Source organism: Micromonospora sp. CA-249363, from assembly GCF_050950185.1.
Taxonomy (GTDB): Bacteria; Actinomycetota; Actinomycetes; order Mycobacteriales; family Micromonosporaceae; genus Micromonospora.
Genome location: NZ_CP192020.1, coordinates 5538009 through 5558939 on the forward strand (window position 1 = coordinate 5538009; position 20931 = coordinate 5558939).

Consider the following 20931-nt stretch of genomic DNA (forward strand, 5'->3'; position numbering starts at 1 on the left):
ATGGAACTCTTCCAGTACCCCTACATGCAGCGTGCCCTGATCGGCGCGCTGGTGATCGGCCTGGCCGCCCCGGCGCTCGGCATCTACCTGGTGCAGCGCCGGCTGACGCTGATCGGCGACGGCATCGGCCACGTGGCATTGACAGGTGTCGGCGCCGGCCTGCTCCTGAACCGCTCGCCGGTGCTGGTCGCGGTGATCGTCGCCACCGCCGGCGCGATCGCCATCGAGCTGGTCCGCGCCCGGGGGCGTACCTCCGGTGATCTGGCCCTGGCCCTGCTCTTCTACGGCGGCATCGCCGGTGGCGTCCTGCTGGTCGGCCTCTCGGACGCGACGAGCGCCAACCTCAACGCCTACCTGTTCGGATCGCTGCTCTCCACCTCGACCAACGATCTGATCACCGTCGGAGTGCTCGGCGTGGCGATCCTGATCACCATGATCGCCCTGCGGCCGGCGCTCTTCGCGATCAGCCACGACGAGGAGTACGCCCGAGTCTCCGGCCTGCCGGTGCGCACGCTCAACCTGCTGATCGCGGTCACCACCGCGGTCACGGTGACCATCGCGATGCGGGCCGTCGGGGTGTTGCTGATCAGCGCGCTCATGGTGGTTCCGGTGGCCGCCGCCCAGCAGGTCACGCGAGGCTTCCGCAGCACCATGACCGCCGCCATGGCGCTCGGGTTCTTCGCCGCCGGCTCGGGTGTCTGGGTCGCCGCCAGCGCCGACACCCCGCCCGGGGCCTCGGTGGTGCTGCTCGCGATCGCCTCCTTCCTGGTGGTGGCCGTCGCCGGGGCGATCTGGCGTACGCTGCGCCGCCGCACCGCGCCGGCACCCGTACCGGTGCCGGAGCCGCACGAGGTCGTCCTGGACTGACGGTTGAGCCGGATCGGCGGATGTCGGTGGTATTGGTTACCGTTGCAAGATGACCAGCGCAACGGGCTACGAGGGTTTCGACGGAGCCAGCGAACTGCTCCGAGCCTTGTCCGCGCCGATTCGGCTGGCCATCGTCAGCGAGCTCGCCGACGGCGAGCGGTGCGTACACGAGCTGGTGGAGAAGCTGGGCGCCGCGCAACCGCTGGTCTCCCAGCACCTGCGGGTGCTGCGCGGGGCGGGCGTGGTGCGCGGCTCGCGTCGAGGCCGGGAGATCGCCTACAGCCTGGTCGACGAGCACGTCGCGCACATCGTGGCGGACGCGGTCAGTCACGCGGGGGAGGGATCATGAGCGAGAGCGGCGCCGCGGTGCGCAACACCCGGCAGCGCTCGGCGGTGAGCGCGCTGCTGGGCGAGATGGAGGGCTTCCACAGCGCCCAGGATCTGCACGCGATGCTCCGGCAGCGCGGCGAGCGGGTCGGCCTGACCACCGTCTACCGCACCCTGCAAGGACTGGCCGACGCGGGCGAGATCGACGTGATGCGCCCGCCCGGTGGCGAGCACCTCTACCGCAGGTGCAGCCAGGGGCACCACCACCACCTCGTCTGCCGGGCCTGCGGGCGGACGGTCGAGGTCGCCGGCCCGGCCGTGGAGAGCTGGGCCGACCGGGTCGCCGCCGAGCACGGGTACGCCGACGTCAGCCACACCCTGGAGATCTTCGGCACCTGCCCGACGTGCCTCCGCTGACGGACCGAGATCGCCGCCCGCGCCCAGCGCCACATCCTCGAGGTCGCGTACGTCGACGGCGTGGCGGTGGGCTGCTCGACCGTCCGACCCCCGGCACCGCGACCGTGATCGCCCGGGAATCGCCGGCACGGCTACGGGGAGCAGATCTACCGGCGCGCGTTGGCCCTGGCCGGTGAGCTGGGCGCGCAGACCATCGAGACCGTCGTCCTGGCGTCCAACGACGAGGGCCTGCGGTTCGTCCGACAACACGGCTTCGTCGAGATCGACCGCTACGGCCCGCCGGGCGACACCATCGCGTTCGTGGACCTGCGGCTCGCCTGATCGAGGTCTGGCTGCGGCGCTCCGGTCCGGACCGATTCGACGGGTGCCGGGCCGTCGTCGTTCGTGGCACGCTGTCCGGCGTGAAGATCTACGCCGATCGGTTTCCGACCGCCGTCCGTCAGTTGCTCACCGACCTGCTCGTCGTCATCTGGGTGTACGCCGCAATCCGCGCCGCCCTCTGGCTGCACGACCTGGTGCAGAAGCTCGCCGTACCCGGGCAGAAGCTGGAAGGCGCGGGCGGTGGCCTCGCCGACAACCTCGCCGACGCCGGCGGCAAGGTACGCCGGGTGCCGCTGGTCGGTGACGAGCTGACCGCGCCCTTCCAACGTGCCGCCGAGGCCGCCCGAGGGCTGGCCGACGCCGGACGGGAGCAGCAGCACCTCATCGACCAGCTCGCCCTCGCCCTCGCCGTCGCCGTACTGATCTTCCCGCTCGGCCTGGTGCTCTTCGGTTGGCTGCCGCTGCGGCTGCGCTGGATGCGTCGCGCCGGCTCGGCCGCGAAGCTCGCTGCCGGGCCCGCCGGACGGGACCTGCTCGCGCTCCGCGCCCTGGCCACCCAACCGCTGGGCCGCCTCACCCGGATCGCGCCCGACGTCGCCGAGGCGTGGCGACGCGGCGACGACGACACCGTCAACGCCCTGGCTGCCCTGGAACTCCGCCACCTGGGCCTCCGCAACAAAACCCGCTAACCCCCACGCCGCCCCCGCCTCCCGCCCCGCCTTCGCCCCGCCCCCGCCCCTCCCCGCTCGGCTCGGCTCGGCTCCGCTCGGCTCCGCTCGGCTCGGCTCGGCTCGGCTCGGCTCGGCTCGGCTCGGCTCGGCTCGGCTCGTCGATCATGGAGTTGCGGTGCGTGACAAAGCACCCGTAAACCCGCAGAAAAGCCACCACAACTCCATGATCGACGGGGCCGGGGCGGCGACCACCCCGCGATCTTGCACTTTCTGTGGCGGCGTAAGGGGCATACCGCCCTGAAACGACAACCGAAAGTGCAAGATCGACGCGGACGCGGACGCGGACGCGGACGCGGACAGGGGGCGTGGGGATTATGTACGCGGGGGTGCGACGGCGGGCCGTTAAGGTCGTCGGGTGTTCTACTTCCTGATCGTCATCGCCGTCCTGCTGCTCGGCTACGCCGCCGTTCTGGTCTCCTTCGTCCGCCGGGGCAAGAAGATCCCGCCCGCTGCGTACCTCGCGCTGGCCGTGCTCAACGGTCTGATCCTGGCCGGGGTGTTGGCCTGGGCGGTCGCCCGCTGACGTGCCTCGCGCCGCCCCGCCTCGCCCCGCCTCGCCTCGCCTCGCCTCGCCTGAAGATCGTGCTCGAACCAGGAAGTTGTGGCCTCGAGGTCGGCGGGATGCCACTGGATCCAGGATCGAGCGCGATTCCGCGCCGCGATCACCCCGGCCAACGCCGCGAACACCCCGGCCAACGCCGCGAACACCCTGGCCAGCGCCGCGATCACCCCGGCCAGCACCGCGAACACCCCGGCCAACGTCGCGACTCGTCCCCACTGAATGCGGTGGGGACGGGTCGCGAAGGGTTACGGCTTCGGGGGGATGCGGCGGCGGACGTCCTCGGCGGTGGACGGGCCGGGCTTCCAGCGGGCCACCCAGGGCAGCTCGGCGGACGGGGTGACGACGCCCTCCTCCACGCTCGCGTAACGGCCCGCGAGGATCCGCTTGGCGGCGGCGGTGTCGACCGAGTCGGTGTTGTCCCAGAGGGCGGCGAACAGGGCGTCGACCCGAACCCGGGCCTGCCGGCAGAACAGGTCGGCCAGCTCGACGTTCTCCGGGTGGGCGTCACGCTCGGCGGTTGCCCGGACGCAGACGGCGGACATCGCGAACAACTCCGCGCCGATGTCCACGATGCGCCCGAGGAACGCCTGCTTGCGCTCCATCTTTCCCTGCCAGCGGGACATCGCGTAGAACGTCGAGCGGGCCAGCTTGCGCGAGGAGCGCTCCACCTGGCGCAGGTGGCCGGCGAGGGGGCCGAACTCGGCGTACGCCGATGGGCTCTGGCCCTTGCCGACCGTGAGGGTCGGCAGCCACCGCGCGTAGAACGCTCCCGCCCGGGCGCCGGCGCGGGCCTTGCGGCCGAGGCCCGCCTCCGGGTCGATGATGTCGCCGGCCACCGACAGGTGGGCGTCGACGGCCTCCCGGGCGATCAGCAGGTGCATGATCTCGGTGGAGCCCTCGAAGATCCGGTTGATGCGCAGGTCGCGGAGCACCTGTTCGACGGTGGCCGGGCGTTCGCCGCGGGCGGCCAGCGAGTCGGCCGTTTCGTAGCCGCGCCCGCCCCGGATCTGGACCAGCTCGTCGGCGATCTTCCAGGCCATCTCGCTGGCGTAGAGCTTGACCAGCGCCGCCTCGATCCGGATGTCGTTGCGGTCGTCGTCGGCGAGCAGGCAGCACAGGTCGAGCATGGTCTCCATGCCGTACGTGGTCGCGGCGATGAAGGAGAGCTTCTGGGCGACGGCCTCGTGCTCGCCCACCGGCCGGCCCCACTGGACGCGGTCGGCGGCCCATCCCCGGGCCACGTTCAGCGCCCACTTGCCGGCGCCCACGCACATGGCCGGTAGCGAGAGCCGGCCGGTGTTGAGCGTGGTCAGGGCGATCTTGAGCCCTTTGCCCTCGCCGCCGATGACGTTCTCGGCGGGTACGAACACGTCGTGGAACCGGGTCAGGCTGTTCTCCAGGCCACGCAGGCCGACGAACTCGTTGCGTCGCTCCACGGTGATGCCGGCACTGTCGCCGTCCACCACGAACGCGGTGATGCCGCCGCGTCGCCCCTCGGCGGCGGGCACCCGGGCCATCACCACCAGCAGGGTGGCCACGGTGCCGTTGGTGGCCCAGAGCTTCAGCCCGTTGAGCCGGTAGCCGGTGCCGTCCTCGGTGGGTTCGGCGGTGGTGGCGAGTCGGGCCGGGTCGGAGCCGACGTCGGGCTCGGTGAGCAGGAAGGCGGAGACCTCGCCCGCCGCGAGTCGGGGCAGGAAACGCTGCTTCTGCTCGGCGGTGCCGAACATCTTCAGCGGTTGTGGCACCCCGATCGACTGGTGGGCCGAGAGCAGCGCCCCGATGGCCGGGCTGACCGAGCCGGCCAGCATCAGTGCCCGGCAGTAGTGCAGGTTGCTCAGCCCGAGGCCGCCGTACTTCCGGTCGATCTTCATGCCGAACGCGCCCAGGTCGGCGAGCCCGTGGAAGACGGAGTCCGGGATGGAGGCGTCGCGCTCGATGGCAGCGCCGTCCACCTCGGAGGTGACGAAGGCGCGGAGCCGGCCGAGGAAGTCCTCGGCGCGGGCCGCGTCGTCCGGGTCGGCGCGCGGCCAGGGGTCGATGAGGTGGAGCCGGAACCGGCCGAGGAATAGCTCCTTGCCGAAGCTGGGACGGTCCCAGGTGGACTCGCGGGCGGCCTCGGCGACCCTGCGGGCCTCCTTCTCCGAGACCTGGCCGGCCTCGGCGGGCAGCGGCGCGGCCGACCCGGCAGCGCCGCCAGCGGCCGATTCGGCAGCGCCAGCATCGGACGACCCGGCAGCGCCGGCGGTGGGCGGTACCGCAGAACCGGCGGCGGCTTGGGAGTCGGGGCCGTCCGGTCGGCCGTCCTGTGTCGTGGTCACGGCTGCCCCCTCGAAACTCGGTGCGGCTGCTCGACGTGCGCGACTAACGCCACGCTACCCCCGGTTGTTACCCAGGGGTAGCGTGGCGTGAACATCGAGAGCGGTCAGCCGACGGTGAGAGTTTCCGGGTCGTCGTCCTCGTCGTCGATGTCGTCGTCACCCCAGTTGCGCCGGGCGAACGGCAGGATCACCCAGAAGACGAGGAACCAGATTCCGGTGAGCGCGCTGAGCACGAAGGCGATGGGCCGGTCCAGCACGAAGTCGGTGATCAGCAGCACCGCGCTGACCATCGCGATCAGCATGAAGCCGAGGCCCCCGGTCGCCATCCGGTGCGCGAACCGCACCAGCTCCGGCTTGCGTCCCTGGCGGAACAGCGCCCGGTGGAACGCGACCGGCGAAATGATCATCGCGGTGGCGGCGGCCGCGGCGAGCAGGGCGACGATGTAGACGTCGCGCTGGAACTCGCTGGTCCGGGTGAACCCGTTGCTGAACGGCAGGGTGAGCAGGAAGGCGAAGAGGATCTGCACGCCGGTCTGGGCGACCCGCAACTCCTGGAGCAGGTCGGCGAAGTTACGCTGCCAGCGTTGCTTCTCGGTCTCCTTGGACACGCGCTACCTCCGGTGAGACGGTACTGTCGGCGGTCCTGGCCGCCGGCAGCAACGCCAATGCCCCACCCGACCGAGCGCGAAACAGGCTCACGACACCTGCCGGCCACCTCCCGGTCGCCCGGCGGACACCAAACGGTCGAGCGGCCGGCCCGGGTCAGGACCCGCGGCGGATCCGACCGGCGTACCGGGCCTCCAGCGCGTTGTTGTGCGCGTCCCCGTCCGGAATGTTCGCCGACAGGTACACCGGCGGCCGCTCCCCCGCCGCGAGCAGCCGAGCTACCACCTCCACGGTGATCTGCTGGGCCAGCAGCGCGGCCGTGATCGAGGAGACCGCGCCGACCGCGCCCCCGCCCGGCAGCGGCAGCGTCGCGTCGCCGTACGGCGCGCCGTTGTCGAGCACGACGTCGGCGAGGTCGGCCAGCTTGCGCCCGGACGGGTGACGGGACGTCATCTGGCCGGAGTGCTGTGCGGAGGTGATCGCCACCAGCTGATGGCCCCGCTCCTTGACCAGCGTGGCGAACTCGACCATCGCGCCGTTGACCCCGGAGTTCGACGCCAGCACGAAGATGTCGGCGGGCCGTACGGGCGCCAACTCGTAGAGCCGGTGCGCCACCGCCGGGTCCCGTTCCAGCAGCGGCCCGAGCACGTCGGCCGGCTCGCCGCCGAGCAGGACCAGGTCCCGCAGGGCGATCCGGTTGGTGGGCACCAGTCCGCCGGCCCGGCCGGCGATCTCCATGGCGAGGGCCTCCGAGTGCCCGGTGCCGAAGGCGTGCACCACTCCGTCGGCGCGTACCGCGTCGGCGATCAGGTCGGCGGCCCGACCGACGGCATCCCGCTGGCTGGCGGCCACCCGGGACATCGCCTCGGTCACCACCTCCAGGTAGTTCTCGGCGCTCACCGTCATACGTCCTCCGTCCGTCTGTTGCGGGCGAACCACCGCACCGCGAAGTCGACCGCCGCCCGCTGGCGTACCAACCTCGCCGTCCCCGCGCCCACCGGACCGACCCGGACCGCCTCGGTCGCGTCGAGGTCGCGGCCCAGCGCGCCGAAGTCGCTCTCGTCGAGCCGGACGTCCTGCCACCACACCCATTCCCGGCCACCGTCGGCGGTCCGCACCGCCGCCCCCAGTCGCTCGTGGACGAGGGCGGGACGGCGGTACTCGGCCAGGTGCAGCGAGGTGTTGACGCTGTGGTCGACCCCGAGCAGCAGCACGTCGGCGTCCAGGTCGTAGAGCCGGGCCAGCGGTGAGACCTCGCCGAGCATGTCGGCCAGGGCGTGCCCGGCGACCACCCGCTCGGCCGCCGGGCCGAGCGCCGCGAACGAGACCTGCGGGTGCGTGCTGCGCAGCGCTTCGGGCCAGCAGCGGACCGTCTCGGCGAAGACGCCCATGTAGCGGCTCGGCGTGGTCACCGGGTCGAAGCCGGGCATCTCGGCGCGGATCAGCGGCCACCAGTCCACCGGCACCGGCGGGTTGCGCCACTGCGCCGGGTCGCTGTTGTCGGGGGTGTGGGTTGGCACCACGATCGTGCCGTCCGGGCCGAGCGCGTCACGCAGGGCGAGCACCAGCGCCTGCGGCCCGCCGCAGACGTAGCCCAGCGGGCGCATCCCGGCGTGCACCAGAACCGTCGACCCGGGGCGTACGCCCAGCAGGCGCAGCTGCGCGGCGATCGACCGACGGGTGCCCGGTCCGCCGACGGGAACGGTCACGGCTCAGGCCGTCCCGGCGACCCGCGCCAGGACCGCCTCGGCCAGCGCGGCGGGCGCGGCGTCCGGGATCCAGTGGCTCACCCCGGTCAGGGGTACGAAGAGGTAGTCGCCGGTCACGTGGGCGGCGCACGCCTCGGCGGCGGTCCGGCCGATCGCGACGTCCCGGTCACTCCAGACGTAGGTGGTCGGTACGGCGACCGGGCCGACGGCGGCCAGGTCGGCGCCGGACATCGCCCGGTACCAGTTCAGAGCGGCGGTGAGCGCGCCCGGCTCGCGCATCGGGTCGGCGTAGCGGTTCACCCGGGCGGCGTCGCCCACCCCGCTCAGCAGCTTGCGCAGCGCCGTCGCGTGCCACGCCAACAGCACCTTCTCGGCCTTGCCCGGCTTGCGGAACAGCGCGATGTACGACGAGCGGGCCTTCTGCTGGCCGTCGGTGGCGAGCGCGTGCGCCATGGCCGCCGGATGCGGCACCGACACCGCCGTCAACGTACGGACCCGGTCCGGGTGCGCGGCGGCCACCGCCCAGGCCACGACCGCGCCCCAGTCGTGGCCGACGAGGTGCACGGCGTCCAGACCGAGCGCGTCGAGCACCGCGACCGTGTCGGCGACCAGTTCGGGTATGCGATACCCCGCCACCTCGGCGGGGCGCGCGCCCGGCGAGTAGCCCCGTTGGTCGAGGGCGTACGTGCGCAGGCCGGCGGCGTGCAGCGGTGGCACGACCTCGTCCCACTCGCCGCTGTGCTGGGGAAATCCGTGCAGCAGCAGAACGGGCGCGCCGTCGGACGGGCCGCTGGTGCGTACCTCGAATGTCAGACCCCGCGCGTCGACCTGCATGATCGTCAGCCTACCCAGCCGTCGTCGCGCCGGCCCGGTTGCACGGACGCCGGAACGCCCTGCTGGGCTGTTACCCCTGGTCGGTGCTAGCGTCAGCGAGACAACTTCACATCCGACAGGGGAGCGCACAGCGCTGAGAGTGCGGGTACGCCCGCAGACCCTCGAACCTGATCTGGGTAATGCCAGCGCAGGGAGTTCGGTCGACCTCCAGCCGCGCCGTGAGTCCGGTGCCACCGGACGCGCGGCGTGCGTCTTCTCCTGGTTCGTTCCACTGAACTGGGAGCACAGTATGGACAACACCACCAACCGTTGGCGCACGATCGACATCGTGGTCGCCTCGGTGATCGCGGTCGCCTTCGGCGTCATCTTCTGGGCCTGGGGCCTGGTGTGGAGCGCCACCGAGGGCGCGTTCGCGTTCTTCCCGCCGGCGCAGACGCTCATCTACGGCGTGTGGCTGATGCCGGCCGTGGTCGGCGGGCTGGTCATCCGCAAGCCCGGGGCCGCCCTCTACTGCGAGACGGTGGCCGCGGTCGTCTCCGCGCTGCTGGGCAGCCAGTGGGCCGGCACGGTCATCCCGCAGGGCATCGTGCAGGGCCTCGGCGCCGAGCTGGCGTTCGCCGCCTTCCGCTACCGGTCGTACGGGCTGCCGACCGCCGTGCTGGCCGGCGCGCTGACCGGCCTCAGCGCGGCCCTGTTCGACTTCTTCGTCTGGAACAGCGAGACCGAGCTGGTCAACTACCGCATCCCGTACGCGCTGCTCACCATCGTCAGCGCCACGATCATCGCGGGAGTCGGCGGCTGGGCGCTCACCCGCGCCCTGGCCAACACCGGCGTCCTGGACCGCCTCCCATCAGGCCGAACTCGCGCCCTGATCTGACGCTGCCCCGTCCGACCCGGCCTCGTTGATCAAGAGGTTCGCGTCACCGCGAGGCGGAATTCTGACGCGAACCTCTTGATCAACAGCGTGAAGGGACCTGGAAGGAGGGGTTGTGGGGGTACTGCTGCGGGGGTTCGGGTGGCGGCACGCCGGGCGGCGGGCCTGGGCCCTGCGCGGGGTGGACCTCCGGGTGGAGGACGGCGAGCGGGTACTCCTGCTCGGGCCCTCGGGGGCCGGCAAGAGCACCCTGCTCGCCGCGCTGGCCGGGCTGCTGCCGGAGGACTCCGGTGAGCAGGAGGGCACCGTCGAGATCGACGGGCTCGACCCCCGCAAGGGCCGGGAACGGGTCGGTATCGTCTTCCAGGACCCGCAGACCCAGCTGGTCATGGCACGCAGCGGCGACGACGTCGCGTTCGGGTTGGAGAACCGGGGCGTACCGACGGACGAGATCTGGCCCCGCGTCGACGAGGCGCTACGGCGGGTCGGCTTCCCGTACCCCCGGGACCGCAACACGGCCGCCCTCTCCGGCGGCGAGCAGCAGCGCCTCGCCCTGGCCGGCGCGCTGGCCCTGCGCCCCGGCCTGCTGCTGCTCGACGAGCCCACCGCCAACCTCGACCCGGACGGGGCCGCCCTGGTGCGAGGCGCCGTGGCGGGCGCGCTGGACGCCGACACCACCCTGATCCTCGTCGAACACCGGGTCGCCGAGGCGTTGCCCCTGGTCGACCGGGTGGTCGTCCTGGAGCCCGGCGGCGGCGTCCGCGCGGACGGGCCGCCCGAAGCGGTCTTCGCCGCGCACGGCGACGCCCTCGCCGCCGAGGGCGTCTGGGTGCCCGGTCACCCCATCGCGCCGCGCCGGGCCACCGCCGCCGCGGGTGCCGTGTTGCTCACCGCCGACCGGCTCGGCCTGCCGTCGCGGCTGGGCCCCACCGATCTGACGGTACGCGCCGGAGAGACCCTCGCCGTACGAGGACCGAACGGGGCCGGCAAGTCCACCCTGGCGCTGCTGCTCGGCGGACTGCTCAAACCGGGAACGGGCCGGGTCAGCGCCTCGGCCGAGCTGGCCGACGCCCACCATCGCACTCCCCCGCACCGCTGGCGCGCGCCCACGCTGGCGCGACGGATCGGCTCGGTCTTCCAGGACCCGGAGCACCAGTTCGTCACCGGCACCGTCTTCGACGAGCTGGCGCTCGGCCCACGCCGGACGGGTCAACCGGAGACGGCCGTCAAGGAGACGGTGGCCGGGCTACTCGACCGGTTACGACTGACCCGGCTCGCGGCGGCCAACCCGTACACCCTCTCCGGCGGGGAGGCGCGACGCCTCAGCGTGGCGACGGCCCTGGCCACCGCGCCACGCCTGCTGATCTGCGACGAACCCACCTTCGGCCAGGACCGGCGCACCTGGCGCGAGCTGGTCGACCTCTTCGCCGACCTGCGCGACGCCGGGCACGCCGTCGTCAGCGTCACCCACGACCCGGACTTCGTCGCCGCACTCGCCGACCGCACCGTCACCCTGGAGCGGTCATGAGCGTCGCGGCACACGGCGACCGACGCCTCGACGCCGAAGCGGTCGTGAGCGTCGCGGCGCACGGCCGTCACCCTGAAGCGGTCGTGAGCCGGGCGGCGTGCGGCGACCGACGCCTCAACGCCGAAGCGGTCGTGAGCATCGCGACACAGGGCCGTCACCCTGAAGCGGTCGTGAGCCGGGCGGCGTGCGGCGACCGACGCCTCAACGCCGAAGCGGTCGTGAGCATCGCGGCACAGGGCCGTCACCCTGAAGCGGTCGTGAGCCGGGCGGCGTGCGGCGACCGACGCCTCAACGCGGAAGCGGTCGTGAGCATCGCGGCACAGGGCCGTCACCCTGGAGCGGTCGTGAGCGGGGCGGCGTGCGGCGACCGACGCCTCGACGCCGGACGGAAGGTGCGTCGGTGATCAGCCTCGAACCGGTCGCCCGGCCCGGAGCGCCGCTGGCCCGGCGCAACCCGGTGGCGAAGCTCGCCGCCGCGCTGGTCTTCTCGTTCACTCTGCTGGCCACCCTCGACCCGGTGGCGCCCGCGATCGCCATCGCCGTCGAGCTGGCCGTGCTGCCGCTGTTCGGCCTGCGCTACCGGGTGCTGGCCCGACGGGCGCTGCCGCTGCTGCTCAGCGCCGTCGGCATCCTGGTCACCCTGGTGCTCTTCGCCGCCGACCAGTCCGGCCGCGTCCTGCTAGACGCCGGACCGGTGCTGGTGAGCACCGGCGTGCTGCTCACCGCGCTGGGCCTGGTACTACGAATCTTCGCGGTGGCCCTGCCCGGCGTGATCGTCTTCGCCACCACCGACCCGACCGACCTGGCGGACGCGCTGATCCAGAACGCGAAGGCACCGGCGCGGTTCGCCATCGGAGCGCTGGCCGCGTTCCGGCTGGTGCCGCTGCTCGGCCAGGAGTGGCAGATGATCAGCATGGCCCGACGCGCACGCGGCGTCGACGCGGGGCGCAATCCCGTCGCCAAGCTACGACTCTTCGCCTCGACGGCGTTCGCGCTGCTGGTCGGGGCGATCCGCCGAGGTACCCGGCTGGCCGTCGCGATGGACGCACGGGGATTCGACGCCGGCACACCCCGTACCGTGGCTCGCCGGCAGCGCTTCGGCCTCGCCGACACGCTGCTGGTCGTCGGCGCGGCGACGCTGGCCGGCGCGGCCCTGACGACGAGCATCCTGGCCGGAACCTTCCGCCCCCTCCTCGGCTGACACCCCCGCGCCACCCGAGCCAGCGGGCCGGCGGGCCGGCGGGCCGGCGGGCCGGCGGGCCGGCGGGCCGGCGGGCCGGCGGGCCGGCGGGCCGGGACGCAAGATCCGCGCAACTTCAGGGATGTAGTGGCTTCGGCAGCGCGGGAAGCCACTACATCCCTGAAGTTGCTGTCACCGACCGGCACCCACGGGCCCGACGGGCCCGGTCAGCTACGCCGGAAGGCGTAGCGGCGGGTCTGGCCCGCCGGCTGACTGCGGCCGCCGGCCGAGCGGTTGCCGCCGCCCGTCGGCGGTCCGGCGGTGGGCGCGGACGGTCGCCGAGCCGGCATCGGCAGGTCCTCGACCGTCGGCGCGTCGACAGCCGCCGGCACATCGACAGGCAGCGCCACGTCGGTCCGGACAGCTCCGGGCCGGAGTGGCTCGAGGGTCGCCGCCGGGTCAACCAGCGCCGCCAGCGGCACGGGCTCGACCAGGGCCGCCAGCGGTGTGGGGTCGACCAGCGCCGCCGGCAGCGCGGGCTCGACCAGGGCCGCCGGCAGCGCCGGGTCAACCAGCGCCGCCAGAGGCGCGGGCTCGACCAGGGCCGCCGGCAGCGCCGGGTCAACCAGCGCCGCCAGAGGCGCGGGGTCGATCAGGGCTGCGGGCAGCACCGACTCGACCGCGGCATCGGGGCGGGTCGGCAGGATCGTGCCGCGATCGGCCGCCGGGCCGTCGTCAGCCAACAGTCCGCGACCAGCCGCCGGGCCATCCTCGGCCGCCGGGATCTGTGCGGGCGGGGTCGCCTTCGGGGTACGGGACTTTCTCGGGTTACGCCTGGCGGACATCCGGGCCTCCTTCGGTGCCGACCGTCCCGGCCGTTCCCGCGCTCCGGCGGTCGGTTGGATCGGCTGATGGCCGTCGCGAAGCGACGGTCGAGTGGGAAGGGACTGCTCACCGGGGATCGGGCAGGCTCGACGCCATTGACGGCGTGCGAAAGACGCGTGACGCCCGGGAGCGCACGGACCGCGACGCGGGGCGGCGGACCGGCTCGGAAGGGGGGCGTCAGTTACGCATGCCGGAACCCTATCCACGGCCGGAGAGGACGCGCATCCGAATTACTGGCACGATCGGCACATGCTGATCGCGTTCTCGATCACCCCGCTGGGCGGCGGCGACTCGGTGGGTGACCTCGTCGCCGAGGCGGTACGGGTGGTCCGCGAGTCCGGGCTGCCGAACCGGACCGACGCCATGTTCAGCACCGTCGAGGGCGAGTGGGACGAGGTGATGGCCGTGGTCAAGCGGGCTGTCGACGTGGTGGCCGCGCAGGCGCCCCGGGTGAGCGTCGTCCTCAAGGCCGACGTCCGGCCCGGCGTGACCGACGCGCTGACGGCGAAGGTGGCGCGTGTGGAGGAACGACTGGCCCAGGGCTGAGCGGCCGGTGCGTTGACCCTGATCGGCGTGCTGGATGGACGGGCCGCGACCAGGCGGTGACCCGCCGTGGGACGACCTGCCCGTGATGCCGGATGCCGCGATACCGTCGCAGGGACAGTTCGACGGCGAGAGGTGGCGGCACGAATGGCTCAGCAGGCGACAGCGCAGATCGGCGTGACCGGGCTGGCGGTGATGGGCCGCAACCTGGCCCGCAACCTGGCCCGCAACGGCTTCACCGTGGCGGTGCACAACCGGTCCCCGGAACGCACCCGCAGCCTCGTCGCGGAGCACGGCGACGAGGGCACCTTCGTGCCCGGTGAGACGATGGCCGACTTCGTGGCGTCGCTGGAGCGTCCGCGCGCGGTGATCGTGATGGTCAAGGCGGGCGCGCCCACCGACGCGGTCATCGACGAGCTGGTGCCGCTGCTGGACGAGGGCGACATCATCGTCGACTGCGGCAACGCCCACTTCGCCGACACCCGCCGCCGGGAGGAGTCGCTGCGCGCGCAGGGGCTGCACTTCAGCGGCACCGGCGTCTCCGGCGGCGAGGAAGGCGCGCTGCTCGGCCCGAGCATCATGCCGGGCGGCTCCACCGAGTCGTACGCGAAGCTCGGCCCGATGTTCGAGAAGATCGCCGCCCAGGTGGACGGTGTGCCGTGCTGCATGCACGTCGGGCCAGACGGCGCCGGGCACTTCGTCAAGATGGTGCACAACGGCATCGAGTACGCCGACATGCAGCTCATCGCCGAGGCGTACGACCTGCTGCGGGCCGGCCTGGACGCGACCCCGGCGGAGATCGCGGAGATCTTCCGCGAGTGGAACAGCGGCGAGCTGGAGTCGTTCCTCATCGAGATCACCGCCGACGTGCTGGCGCACACCGACGCGGCGACCGGCCGCGCGTTCGTCGACATCGTGCAGGACCGGGCCGAGCAGAAGGGCACCGGCCGGTGGACCGTGCAGAGCGCCCTGGACCTGGGCATCCCGATCACCGGCATCGCCGAGGCGACCTTCGCCCGTTCACTGTCCGGGCACGTCGACCAGCGCGAGGCGGCCCGCCGGGCATTCCCGGACGCGGGTGAGAAGTGGCAGGTGGCCGACCGGGACGCGTTCGTCGAGGACGTCCGCCGGGCGCTGCTCGCTTCCAAGATCGTCGCGTACGCCCAGGGCTTCGACCACATCCGGGCCGGCAGCAGCGAGTACGACTGGGACATCGACCTGGGCGGTACGGCGACCATCTGGCGCGGTGGCTGTATCATCCGGGCCCGCTTCCTGGACCGGATCCGCGAGGCGTACGACGAGCAGCCCGACCTGCCGACGCTGCTGGTGGCGCCGTACTTCGCCGAGGCGGTCAGCGCGGGCGTGCCGAGCTGGCGGCGGGTGGTGGCCGACGCGGCGCAGGCGGGTGTGCCGACGCCGGCCTTCTCGTCGTCGCTCGCGTACTTCGACGCGCTGCGGGCCGAGCGGCTCCCCGCCGCGCTGATCCAGGGCCTGCGGGACAACTTCGGCGCGCACACCTACCAGCGCGTGGACCGCGAGGGCTCGTTCCACACCACCTGGGCCGGTGACAAGACCGAGTCGCCGGCGTAAGCGACGACGCGCGGCACGATCGCGCTCGATCCACGATGTAGTGGTCTTCCGTTCCAGGGAGGCCACTACATCCATGTTCGAGCGTGATCATGAGGGGCAGCGCGAGTGGTCAGGCCACCGTGGCGTGCATCTCCCAGACGAGGATCTCCGCCGGCTCGTCGGCGGTGACCCGTCGGCCGCCGGTCATGGTGAGTCTCGCCGCGTCACCGGTGGCGAGTGGACCGCTGTCCTCCAGGTTGACCGTGCCGTCGGGCACGTACAGGTGCACGAAGGGCGCGTCCGGGATGGTGACCTCGTCGCCGGGGCGCAGGCGCGCGGCGTGCAGGGTCGCGTACCGATTGCGGATCCGGATGGCGGACGCGCCGTCGTAGCGGTCCATCCCGGAGGCGATCGGCACCAGGCCGCCGCGCAGCAACTCGTCCTCGATCTCCAGCTGTTCGTAGCCGGGATCGACGCCCTCTTCGTCAGGGAGCACCCACATCTGCACGAAGTGCACGGGGTCGCTGTGCGGCTGCTGGTTGGCGAGCCGCCAGGCGTCGTTCTTCTCCGAGTGCAGGATGCCGGTACCGGCGCTCATCCGCTGCGCCAGGCCCGGGTAGATCACCCCGGAGTGACCGGTGGAGTCCTGGTGCACGAGCGAACCCCGCAGCACCCAGGTGACGATCTCCATGTCCTGGTGGGGGTGGGTCTCGAACCCGGCGCCCGGCCGGACCACGTCGTCGTTGTTGACCAGCAGCAGCCCGTGGTGGGTGTTGGCCGGGTCGTAGTGCCGCGAGAACGAGAAGGAGTGCTTGGAATCCAGCCAGGAGATCCGAGTCGCGCGAAGCGGTCGTCGGCACGGCGTACGTCGACCGCCGGTGCGGGTGCGGTCACCAGGCACGCTGCCCGGCGTCGGGGACCGACGGCGCCCAGGTCAGGGCCGGCTCTCCGGTGGCCAGTTCGGCGATCTCACCGGTGCGCAGCGCGGGCGTGTGACCGAACTCGGCGCAGTGCTGCTCGGCGATCTCGGCGCAGATCTCGGCGACCTGCTCGCAGATCGGGTCGCCCAGGTCGGCAGCGTTCAACGCCATGATCATCTTGTACCGGAGATCCCGCACACCCACCCCCACCCGACAGGTCCCGCGCCCCCGCGCCCTCCCCTTCGGACCCTACCGGCCCCCACCCCTCCAAGCCCCGAAACCCACAACCCACCCCACCCCGCCCTAACCCGCACCCCACCCCACCCCGCCCTAACCCGCACCCCACCCCACCCCACCCCCGCCCCCGCCTCCGCCTCCACCTCCGCCGATCTTGCACTTATGGTGGTCGATCGGTCCGATTTTGCGCCCTTTCGTCACCACCGAAAGTGCAAGATCGGCGGGGCCAGGCCGGGGCGGGACCGGGGCCGGGGCGGGACCGGGGCCGGGCCGGGCCGGGCCGGGGCGAGGCGAGGCCGGGCCGGGGCGAGGCCGGGCCGGGGCCGGGCCAGGCCGGGGCCGGGGCGAGGCCGGGGCGGGGGTGGAGTGCATGGCGCGGCGCCGCCTCGCACGTTTCGTGCGGGGCGGCGCCGGGGTGGGTGGGTGGGGAGTTTCGCCTTACCAGAATCGGCGGCGCTTGGCTTTCTGCGGGCGGATCAGGTCCGCGCCCTTCGTCAGCAGCCGGGTCGCCCCGGAGGGACCACGGCGGGCCTCCAGGGTGTGGCTGAGCCGACGCGCGCCGGCCGCGGCCAGTGGCACCGCGACGGCCATCACCGCCCACTGGGCAATGCGCTTCTGGATCATGTGGGTTCACCTCCGTCAGTGGCTTCTGACGTTCCTGATACCCAGCGTGACGTGTGGGTAAGCCTCGCTCAGGCCGTCGGAGCCACCGGGTTGGGCAGCGCACCGCCGAAACGCCGATCCCGCTGGGCGTACAGCTCGCACGCGTACCAGAGGTGGCGGCGGTCGAAGTCCGGCCACAGGGTGTCGAGGAAGACCAACTCGGCGTACGCGGTCTGCCAGAGCAGGAAGTTGGAGATCCGTTCCTCGCCGGAGGGGCGCAGGAACAGGTCCACCTCCGGGATCTCCGGGTGGTACAGGTACTTCGCGACGGTCTTCTCGGTGACCTTCGCCGGGTCGAGTCGACCGGCTGCCACGTCCCGGGCGATCGCGGCGGCGGCGTCGCCGATCTCGGCCTGGCCGCCGTAGTTGACGCAGAACTGCAGGGTCAACGTGGAGTTGTCGCGGGACATCTCCTCGGCGGTCTGCAACTCGGAGATGACGCTCTTCCACAGCCGCCCCGGACGCCCCGACCAGACCACCCGGACGCCCAGGTCGACCAACTGGTCGCGGCGTCGACGGATGACGTCCCGGTTGAACCCCATGAGGAACCGGACCTCGTCGGGCGAACGCCGCCAGTTCTCCGTCGAGAACGCGTACGCCGAGAGGTACGGGATGCCCATCTCGATCGCGCCCTCGATGGTGTCGAAGAGGCTGTGCTCCCCCGCCTCGTGGCCCTTGGTGCGGGCCATCCCGCGTTCCTTGGCCCACCGACCGTTGCCGTCCATCACGATGGCCACGTGCTTCGGCACCGCCCCCGCGGGCAGGGCGGGCGGCCGGGCACCGGACGGGTGGGGCGTCGGTGGTGTCGGCTCGCGCCGACCGGGCCTCGTCGATCGGATCACTCGGCTCTCTCCTTGCTCGTGCCGTCCGCTCCGGCCCCGACGTCACCGCCCGGCCGGAACATCGCCGCCCCGGACCCGACGTCACCGCCCGGCCGAGGCATCGTCGCTCCGGACCCGGCGTCACCGCGCGGCCGGAGCATCCCCGTCCCACCGCCGCCCGGCGGCGGGACCGTGCCGGCGACCGGGGTGGTGCCCCGGTCGACCAGCGGCAGCGAGCGTAACGCGCGTTCCAGGTGCCACTGGAGGTGCGCCGCCACCAGGCCGCTGCACTCCCGTCGTACACCGGTGTCGGTGGCATCGGCGACCACCCAGTCGCCGGTGGTCAGCGCGGACATCAGGTCGATGGTGGCCGGCGCGGGGTGGGCCGCGCCCGGCGGCCGGCAGTCCGGGCAGACCGCGCCGCCGGCCGGCACGGAGAAGGCGCGGTGCCGGCCGGGGGTGCCGCAGACGGCGCAGGCGATCAGCGCGGGCGCCCAGCCGGCGAGGGCCATCCCCCGCAGCAGGTACGCGTCGAGTACCAGGGTGGTGTCGTGCTCGCCCCGGGACAGCGCCTTCAACGCCCCCACGGTGAGCTGGAACAGCCGCAGCGACGGTTCCCGCTCGACGGGTGTCAGCCGCTCGGCGGTCTCGGCGATCGCGCTGGCCGCCGTGTAGCGGGGGTAGTCGCCGAGGAACCGCTTGCCGTACAGGTCGATGCCCTCGACCTGGCTGACGGTGTGCAGGGAACTGCCGTGGTTGCCCTTGGGGTCACCGGCGAGTTGCAGGTCGACGTGACCGAACGGCTCCAGCCGGGCGCCGAACTTGCTCATGGTGCGTCGGACCCCCCGGGCGACCGCCCGCAGTCGGCCGTGCCGGCGGGTCAGCAGGGTGATGATCCGGTCGGACTCGCCGAGCTTCTGCACGCGCAGCACCACCGCGTCGTCGCGGTAGAGCTGTCGGCGGTACCCGGCCATCGGACCATTCTCCCTCGGGGTGTGAAATCAGGGTCGCTTCGGGGTGGACGCGAGGATGAACCCCGATGCGCCGGGCCGACGACCGCCCGTAGCGTGCTGGCCATGGCACCGCACCAGAGCACCGCCGTCCGTCGTCGACGCGCCGTCGCGCCCGTCGCGCTGGGGTTGTCCACCGCCCTCATCCTGCTGGCCGGGTGCGACAACCTGTCCTTCCGTCGGCTCGACTACGACGACACGGAGCCGGTGAAGATCACCACCATCCGGGTGGACGGGGGCTCCGGCGACGTGATCATCCGAGGCACCGGCCCGGCGGGCGAGGCGCGGATCAAGCGGGTGGTGCGCTACCAGGGCGGCGAACCCAAGGCACGGTACGAGATCAAGGACAGCAAGTTGGTGCTGAACACCGACTGCGGCGACCGGTGCAGCGTCTCGTACGAGGTGACCGTTCCGGCGGGCGTGACGGTGCAGGGCGACAGTGGCTCGGGTGACGTCGAGCTGACCAAGGTGGGCGCGGTGAAGCTGCGGCTGGGCTCGGGCGACGTACGGATCGCCGAGGTCACGGGGGCGCTCGACGTGGAGACCGGCTCGGGCAACATCGACCTGAGCGAGGCCGGTTCGACGGTACGGCTGCGCGCCGGCTCCGGCGACGTCAGCGCCCGCCGCCTGGCCGGTGCGACGGACGCCGAGGCCGGCTCCGGGAACGTCACCATCGAGTTGGAGACGCCGACCTCGGCGCGGGCGCACGCCTCCAGCGGTGATGTCACCGTGCTCGTGCCGGCTGGCAGCTACCGGGTCCGCTCCAGCACCGGCTCCGGCGACGCACGGATCACCGTGGCGGACGACCCGGCGGCGTCCCTGGTGCTCGACGGCTCGGCCGGCAGCGGCAACGTGACCATCAGCCAACGTTGATCTCGACGGTCGCCGCCTCACCGGACCGCTGCGCCGGCACGACGGCCCGGCCCACGGGCGTACCGGTTCCGGGCCGACCCGCCGTACCGTCGTCGGAGGGGACCGGCGGGCCGGTCGGGGCCGGCGAGCCGTCGGGGACCAGTTCCGGACGGCGGCGGGCGGCGACGTCCTCGACCCAGCCGACGGCCAGAGTGACCAGACCGACCAGGGCGAAGACCAGCAGTACCCGTACCGCCAGTCCCACCGGGTCCTGGTGGGACCAGCCGACCACGTCGACCAGCGGCGTGAGCGCCACCACGAACGGCATGTGCCAGAGGTAGATGGTGAGCGCCCGCCGGTTGACCACGGTTACCGCCCGGTCGGCCAGCCGGCTACGCGACAGCCAGGCCAGCCCGGCCGGCGCCCGACCCAGGACGACCAGGATGAACGCGGCCGACCAGAGGGCGTTGCCGAGGTGGATGTCGTTGAGGTCGTACCCCCGTGGGCCGGGATGCGTGACGATCCACGCCCCGCCGGCGACGGCGAGGGCCAGCGCGAGCGGGTACAGCACCCGCCCGGTGAGGCGGCGCAGCATCCCGGCGTGGTGGGCGAAACCGAGCAGCCACGCGCCGAAGTACAACCCGAACTCGCGGACGACCGCCGGCGGCGCCGGGTAGATGCCCACCTCGATGGCCACCAGCAGCAGGTACGGGGCGAGCAGGGTGGGCAGCGGGGCCCGCCGGAACAGCCAGAACGCGACCGGCGAGGCGAGCACGAACCAGAGGTAGTCGCGCAGGTACCAGATGACGCTCAGCGCCAGGGCCCCCCAGTTGTTGGCCGGCGGGTCGGCGATCGGGAACAGCCACAGCAGCACCCGTGGGGACAGCGGCAACCCGGTGAACAGCATGGCCGGCACGAAGACCACCGCCAACACCCACAGCGACGGCAGCAGGCGGCGCAGCCGACGGCCGACCGCCGCCGGGCCGGACCGGGTGAGCGAGGCCGCCATCAGCGAGCCGGCCAGCGCGAACATCACCGACATGGCGGGGAACACCAGGGTGAGGGTCGCCCACCCGGTGACGTGGTAGACGACGACTCGGACGATGGCCAGGAAACGGAGCAGATCGAGGTATCTGTTGCGCATCAGCCTGCATCTG

General features: G+C 72.7%; 26 protein-coding genes and 1 riboswitch. Of the genes, 14 read left to right on the top strand and 12 right to left on the bottom strand.

Translation table 11 applies throughout. From position 1 onward, the window contains the following. The 7 genes from ACQPZK_RS24555 (at nucleotide 1) to ACQPZK_RS24585 (ending at nucleotide 3444) form a co-directional block, all read left to right on the top strand. Entirely contained in the window at nucleotides 1-867 is an 867-nt protein-coding gene (locus ACQPZK_RS24555; protein WP_433535231.1) for a metal ABC transporter permease, read from the top strand. 49 nt (nucleotides 868-916) lie between these two features. Continuing rightward, nucleotides 917-1216, top strand: coding sequence for an ArsR/SmtB family transcription factor (locus ACQPZK_RS24560; RefSeq protein ID WP_282257156.1), 300 nt, complete (start codon nucleotides 917-919; stop codon nucleotides 1214-1216). Beyond that, nucleotides 1213-1611: a Fur family transcriptional regulator gene (locus ACQPZK_RS24565; RefSeq protein WP_433535232.1), complete on the top strand. Its 399-nt coding sequence runs from the start codon at nucleotides 1213-1215 to the stop codon at nucleotides 1609-1611. The genes ACQPZK_RS24560 and ACQPZK_RS24565 overlap by 4 nt, the downstream gene beginning before the upstream one ends. A 159-nt stretch (nucleotides 1612-1770) precedes the next feature. Next, the gene (locus tag ACQPZK_RS24570; protein WP_433535233.1) at nucleotides 1771-1932 is read left to right on the top strand and encodes a hypothetical protein; all 162 of its coding nucleotides are present in this window, start codon (nucleotides 1771-1773) and stop codon (nucleotides 1930-1932) included. 80 nt (nucleotides 1933-2012) lie between these two features. Further along, nucleotides 2013-2621: a hypothetical protein gene (locus tag ACQPZK_RS24575; RefSeq protein ID WP_433535234.1), complete on the top strand. Its 609-nt coding sequence runs from the start codon at nucleotides 2013-2015 to the stop codon at nucleotides 2619-2621. Between the two features lie 397 nt (nucleotides 2622-3018). Beyond that, nucleotides 3019-3186, top strand: a complete 168-nt coding sequence (locus ACQPZK_RS24580) for a hypothetical protein (protein ID WP_357133280.1) — start codon at nucleotides 3019-3021, stop codon at nucleotides 3184-3186. Between the two features lie 78 nt (nucleotides 3187-3264). Next, nucleotides 3265-3444, top strand: a complete 180-nt coding sequence (locus ACQPZK_RS24585; protein ID WP_433535235.1) for a hypothetical protein — start codon at nucleotides 3265-3267, stop codon at nucleotides 3442-3444. Between the two features lie 26 nt (nucleotides 3445-3470). On the opposite strand, the gene ACQPZK_RS24590 is transcribed toward ACQPZK_RS24585, so the two are convergent. From ACQPZK_RS24590 to ACQPZK_RS24610, 5 genes are all read right to left on the bottom strand, one after another. Beyond that, nucleotides 3471-5393, bottom strand: a complete 1923-nt coding sequence (locus ACQPZK_RS24590) for an acyl-CoA dehydrogenase family protein (RefSeq protein ID WP_433539301.1) — start codon at nucleotides 5391-5393, stop codon at nucleotides 3471-3473. A 254-nt stretch (nucleotides 5394-5647) separates the two neighbouring features. Next, the gene (locus ACQPZK_RS24595; RefSeq protein WP_433535236.1) at nucleotides 5648-6151 is read right to left on the bottom strand and encodes a DUF6328 family protein; all 504 of its coding nucleotides are present in this window, start codon (nucleotides 6149-6151) and stop codon (nucleotides 5648-5650) included. A gap of 154 nt (nucleotides 6152-6305) precedes the next feature. Continuing rightward, entirely contained in the window at nucleotides 6306-7055 is a 750-nt protein-coding gene (locus ACQPZK_RS24600) for a sugar isomerase domain-containing protein (protein WP_433535237.1), read from the bottom strand. After that, nucleotides 7052-7858, bottom strand: coding sequence for an aminoglycoside N(3)-acetyltransferase (locus tag ACQPZK_RS24605; RefSeq protein WP_433535238.1), 807 nt, complete (start codon nucleotides 7856-7858; stop codon nucleotides 7052-7054). Before ACQPZK_RS24605 ends, ACQPZK_RS24600 begins: the two co-directional genes overlap by 4 nt. Before the next feature lie 3 nt (nucleotides 7859-7861). Then, nucleotides 7862-8692 carry an alpha/beta fold hydrolase gene (locus ACQPZK_RS24610; RefSeq protein WP_433535239.1) on the bottom strand — a complete coding sequence of 277 codons (831 nt, stop codon included), beginning with the start codon at nucleotides 8690-8692 and terminating at the stop codon, nucleotides 7862-7864. A 107-nt stretch (nucleotides 8693-8799) separates the two neighbouring features. Continuing rightward, a riboswitch (TPP riboswitch) is annotated at nucleotides 8800-8904 on the top strand. A gap of 77 nt (nucleotides 8905-8981) precedes the next feature. Between ACQPZK_RS24610 and ACQPZK_RS24615 the strand changes: the two genes are divergently transcribed. The 4 genes from ACQPZK_RS24615 to ACQPZK_RS24630 all read left to right on the top strand — a co-directional run bounded on the left by ACQPZK_RS24615 (nucleotide 8982) and on the right by ACQPZK_RS24630 (nucleotide 12295). After that, complete coding sequence (locus ACQPZK_RS24615; RefSeq protein WP_433535240.1) at nucleotides 8982-9569, top strand: ECF transporter S component; 588 nt, start codon at nucleotides 8982-8984, stop codon at nucleotides 9567-9569. A 112-nt stretch (nucleotides 9570-9681) separates the two neighbouring features. Then, complete coding sequence (locus ACQPZK_RS24620) at nucleotides 9682-11094, top strand: ABC transporter ATP-binding protein (protein ID WP_433535241.1); 1413 nt, start codon at nucleotides 9682-9684, stop codon at nucleotides 11092-11094. Continuing rightward, a complete protein-coding gene (locus ACQPZK_RS24625) occupies nucleotides 11091-11498 on the top strand; it encodes a hypothetical protein (RefSeq protein ID WP_433535242.1) in 408 nt (135 codons plus the stop codon). The genes ACQPZK_RS24620 and ACQPZK_RS24625 overlap by 4 nt, the downstream gene beginning before the upstream one ends. Next, a complete protein-coding gene (locus ACQPZK_RS24630; RefSeq protein ID WP_433535243.1) occupies nucleotides 11495-12295 on the top strand; it encodes an energy-coupling factor transporter transmembrane component T family protein in 801 nt (266 codons plus the stop codon). The genes ACQPZK_RS24625 and ACQPZK_RS24630 overlap by 4 nt, the downstream gene beginning before the upstream one ends. Nucleotides 12296-12501: 206 nt before the next feature. On the opposite strand, the gene ACQPZK_RS24635 is transcribed toward ACQPZK_RS24630, so the two are convergent. Continuing rightward, the gene (locus ACQPZK_RS24635; RefSeq protein ID WP_433535244.1) at nucleotides 12502-13119 is read right to left on the bottom strand and encodes a hypothetical protein; all 618 of its coding nucleotides are present in this window, start codon (nucleotides 13117-13119) and stop codon (nucleotides 12502-12504) included. Between the two features lie 289 nt (nucleotides 13120-13408). On the opposite strand from ACQPZK_RS24635, the gene ACQPZK_RS24640 reads away from it, so the two are divergent. Next, entirely contained in the window at nucleotides 13409-13705 is a 297-nt protein-coding gene (locus ACQPZK_RS24640; protein ID WP_433535245.1) for an MTH1187 family thiamine-binding protein, read from the top strand. Nucleotides 13706-13849: 144 nt separating this feature from the next. After that, nucleotides 13850-15292 (top strand): NADP-dependent phosphogluconate dehydrogenase, encoded by a 1443-nt coding sequence (gene gndA, locus ACQPZK_RS24645; RefSeq protein ID WP_433535246.1) that lies wholly within the window; start codon nucleotides 13850-13852, stop codon nucleotides 15290-15292. A 109-nt stretch (nucleotides 15293-15401) separates the two neighbouring features. On the opposite strand, the gene ACQPZK_RS24650 is transcribed toward gndA, so the two are convergent. The 5 genes from ACQPZK_RS24650 to recO all read right to left on the bottom strand — a co-directional run bounded on the left by ACQPZK_RS24650 (nucleotide 15402) and on the right by recO (nucleotide 18886). After that, complete coding sequence (locus tag ACQPZK_RS24650) at nucleotides 15402-16172, bottom strand: pirin family protein (RefSeq protein WP_433535247.1); 771 nt, start codon at nucleotides 16170-16172, stop codon at nucleotides 15402-15404. Continuing rightward, nucleotides 16162-16362, bottom strand: a complete 201-nt coding sequence (locus ACQPZK_RS24655; protein WP_433535248.1) for a thioredoxin reductase — start codon at nucleotides 16360-16362, stop codon at nucleotides 16162-16164. The genes ACQPZK_RS24650 and ACQPZK_RS24655 overlap by 11 nt, the downstream gene beginning before the upstream one ends. Nucleotides 16363-16866: 504 nt before the next feature. Further along, entirely contained in the window at nucleotides 16867-17052 is a 186-nt protein-coding gene (locus tag ACQPZK_RS24660) for a hypothetical protein (RefSeq protein ID WP_334630275.1), read from the bottom strand. Nucleotides 17053-17120: 68 nt separating this feature from the next. Beyond that, on the bottom strand, nucleotides 17121-17933 hold the full coding sequence (locus ACQPZK_RS24665; RefSeq protein WP_433535249.1) for an isoprenyl transferase: 813 nt from the start codon (nucleotides 17931-17933) through the stop codon (nucleotides 17121-17123). Next, a complete protein-coding gene (recO, locus tag ACQPZK_RS24670; protein WP_433535250.1) occupies nucleotides 17930-18886 on the bottom strand; it encodes a DNA repair protein RecO in 957 nt (318 codons plus the stop codon). The genes ACQPZK_RS24665 and recO overlap by 4 nt, the downstream gene beginning before the upstream one ends. Before the next feature lie 102 nt (nucleotides 18887-18988). Here recO and ACQPZK_RS24675 point away from each other — a divergent pair, with 102 nt between their 5' ends. Then, complete coding sequence (locus tag ACQPZK_RS24675) at nucleotides 18989-19795, top strand: DUF4097 family beta strand repeat-containing protein (RefSeq protein WP_433535251.1); 807 nt, start codon at nucleotides 18989-18991, stop codon at nucleotides 19793-19795. Here the strand turns inward: ACQPZK_RS24675 and ACQPZK_RS24680 are convergent. Next, complete coding sequence (locus ACQPZK_RS24680) at nucleotides 19782-20918, bottom strand: acyltransferase family protein (protein WP_433535252.1); 1137 nt, start codon at nucleotides 20916-20918, stop codon at nucleotides 19782-19784. The genes ACQPZK_RS24675 and ACQPZK_RS24680 overlap by 14 nt on opposite strands. Between the last annotated feature and the right edge of the window lie 13 nt (nucleotides 20919-20931).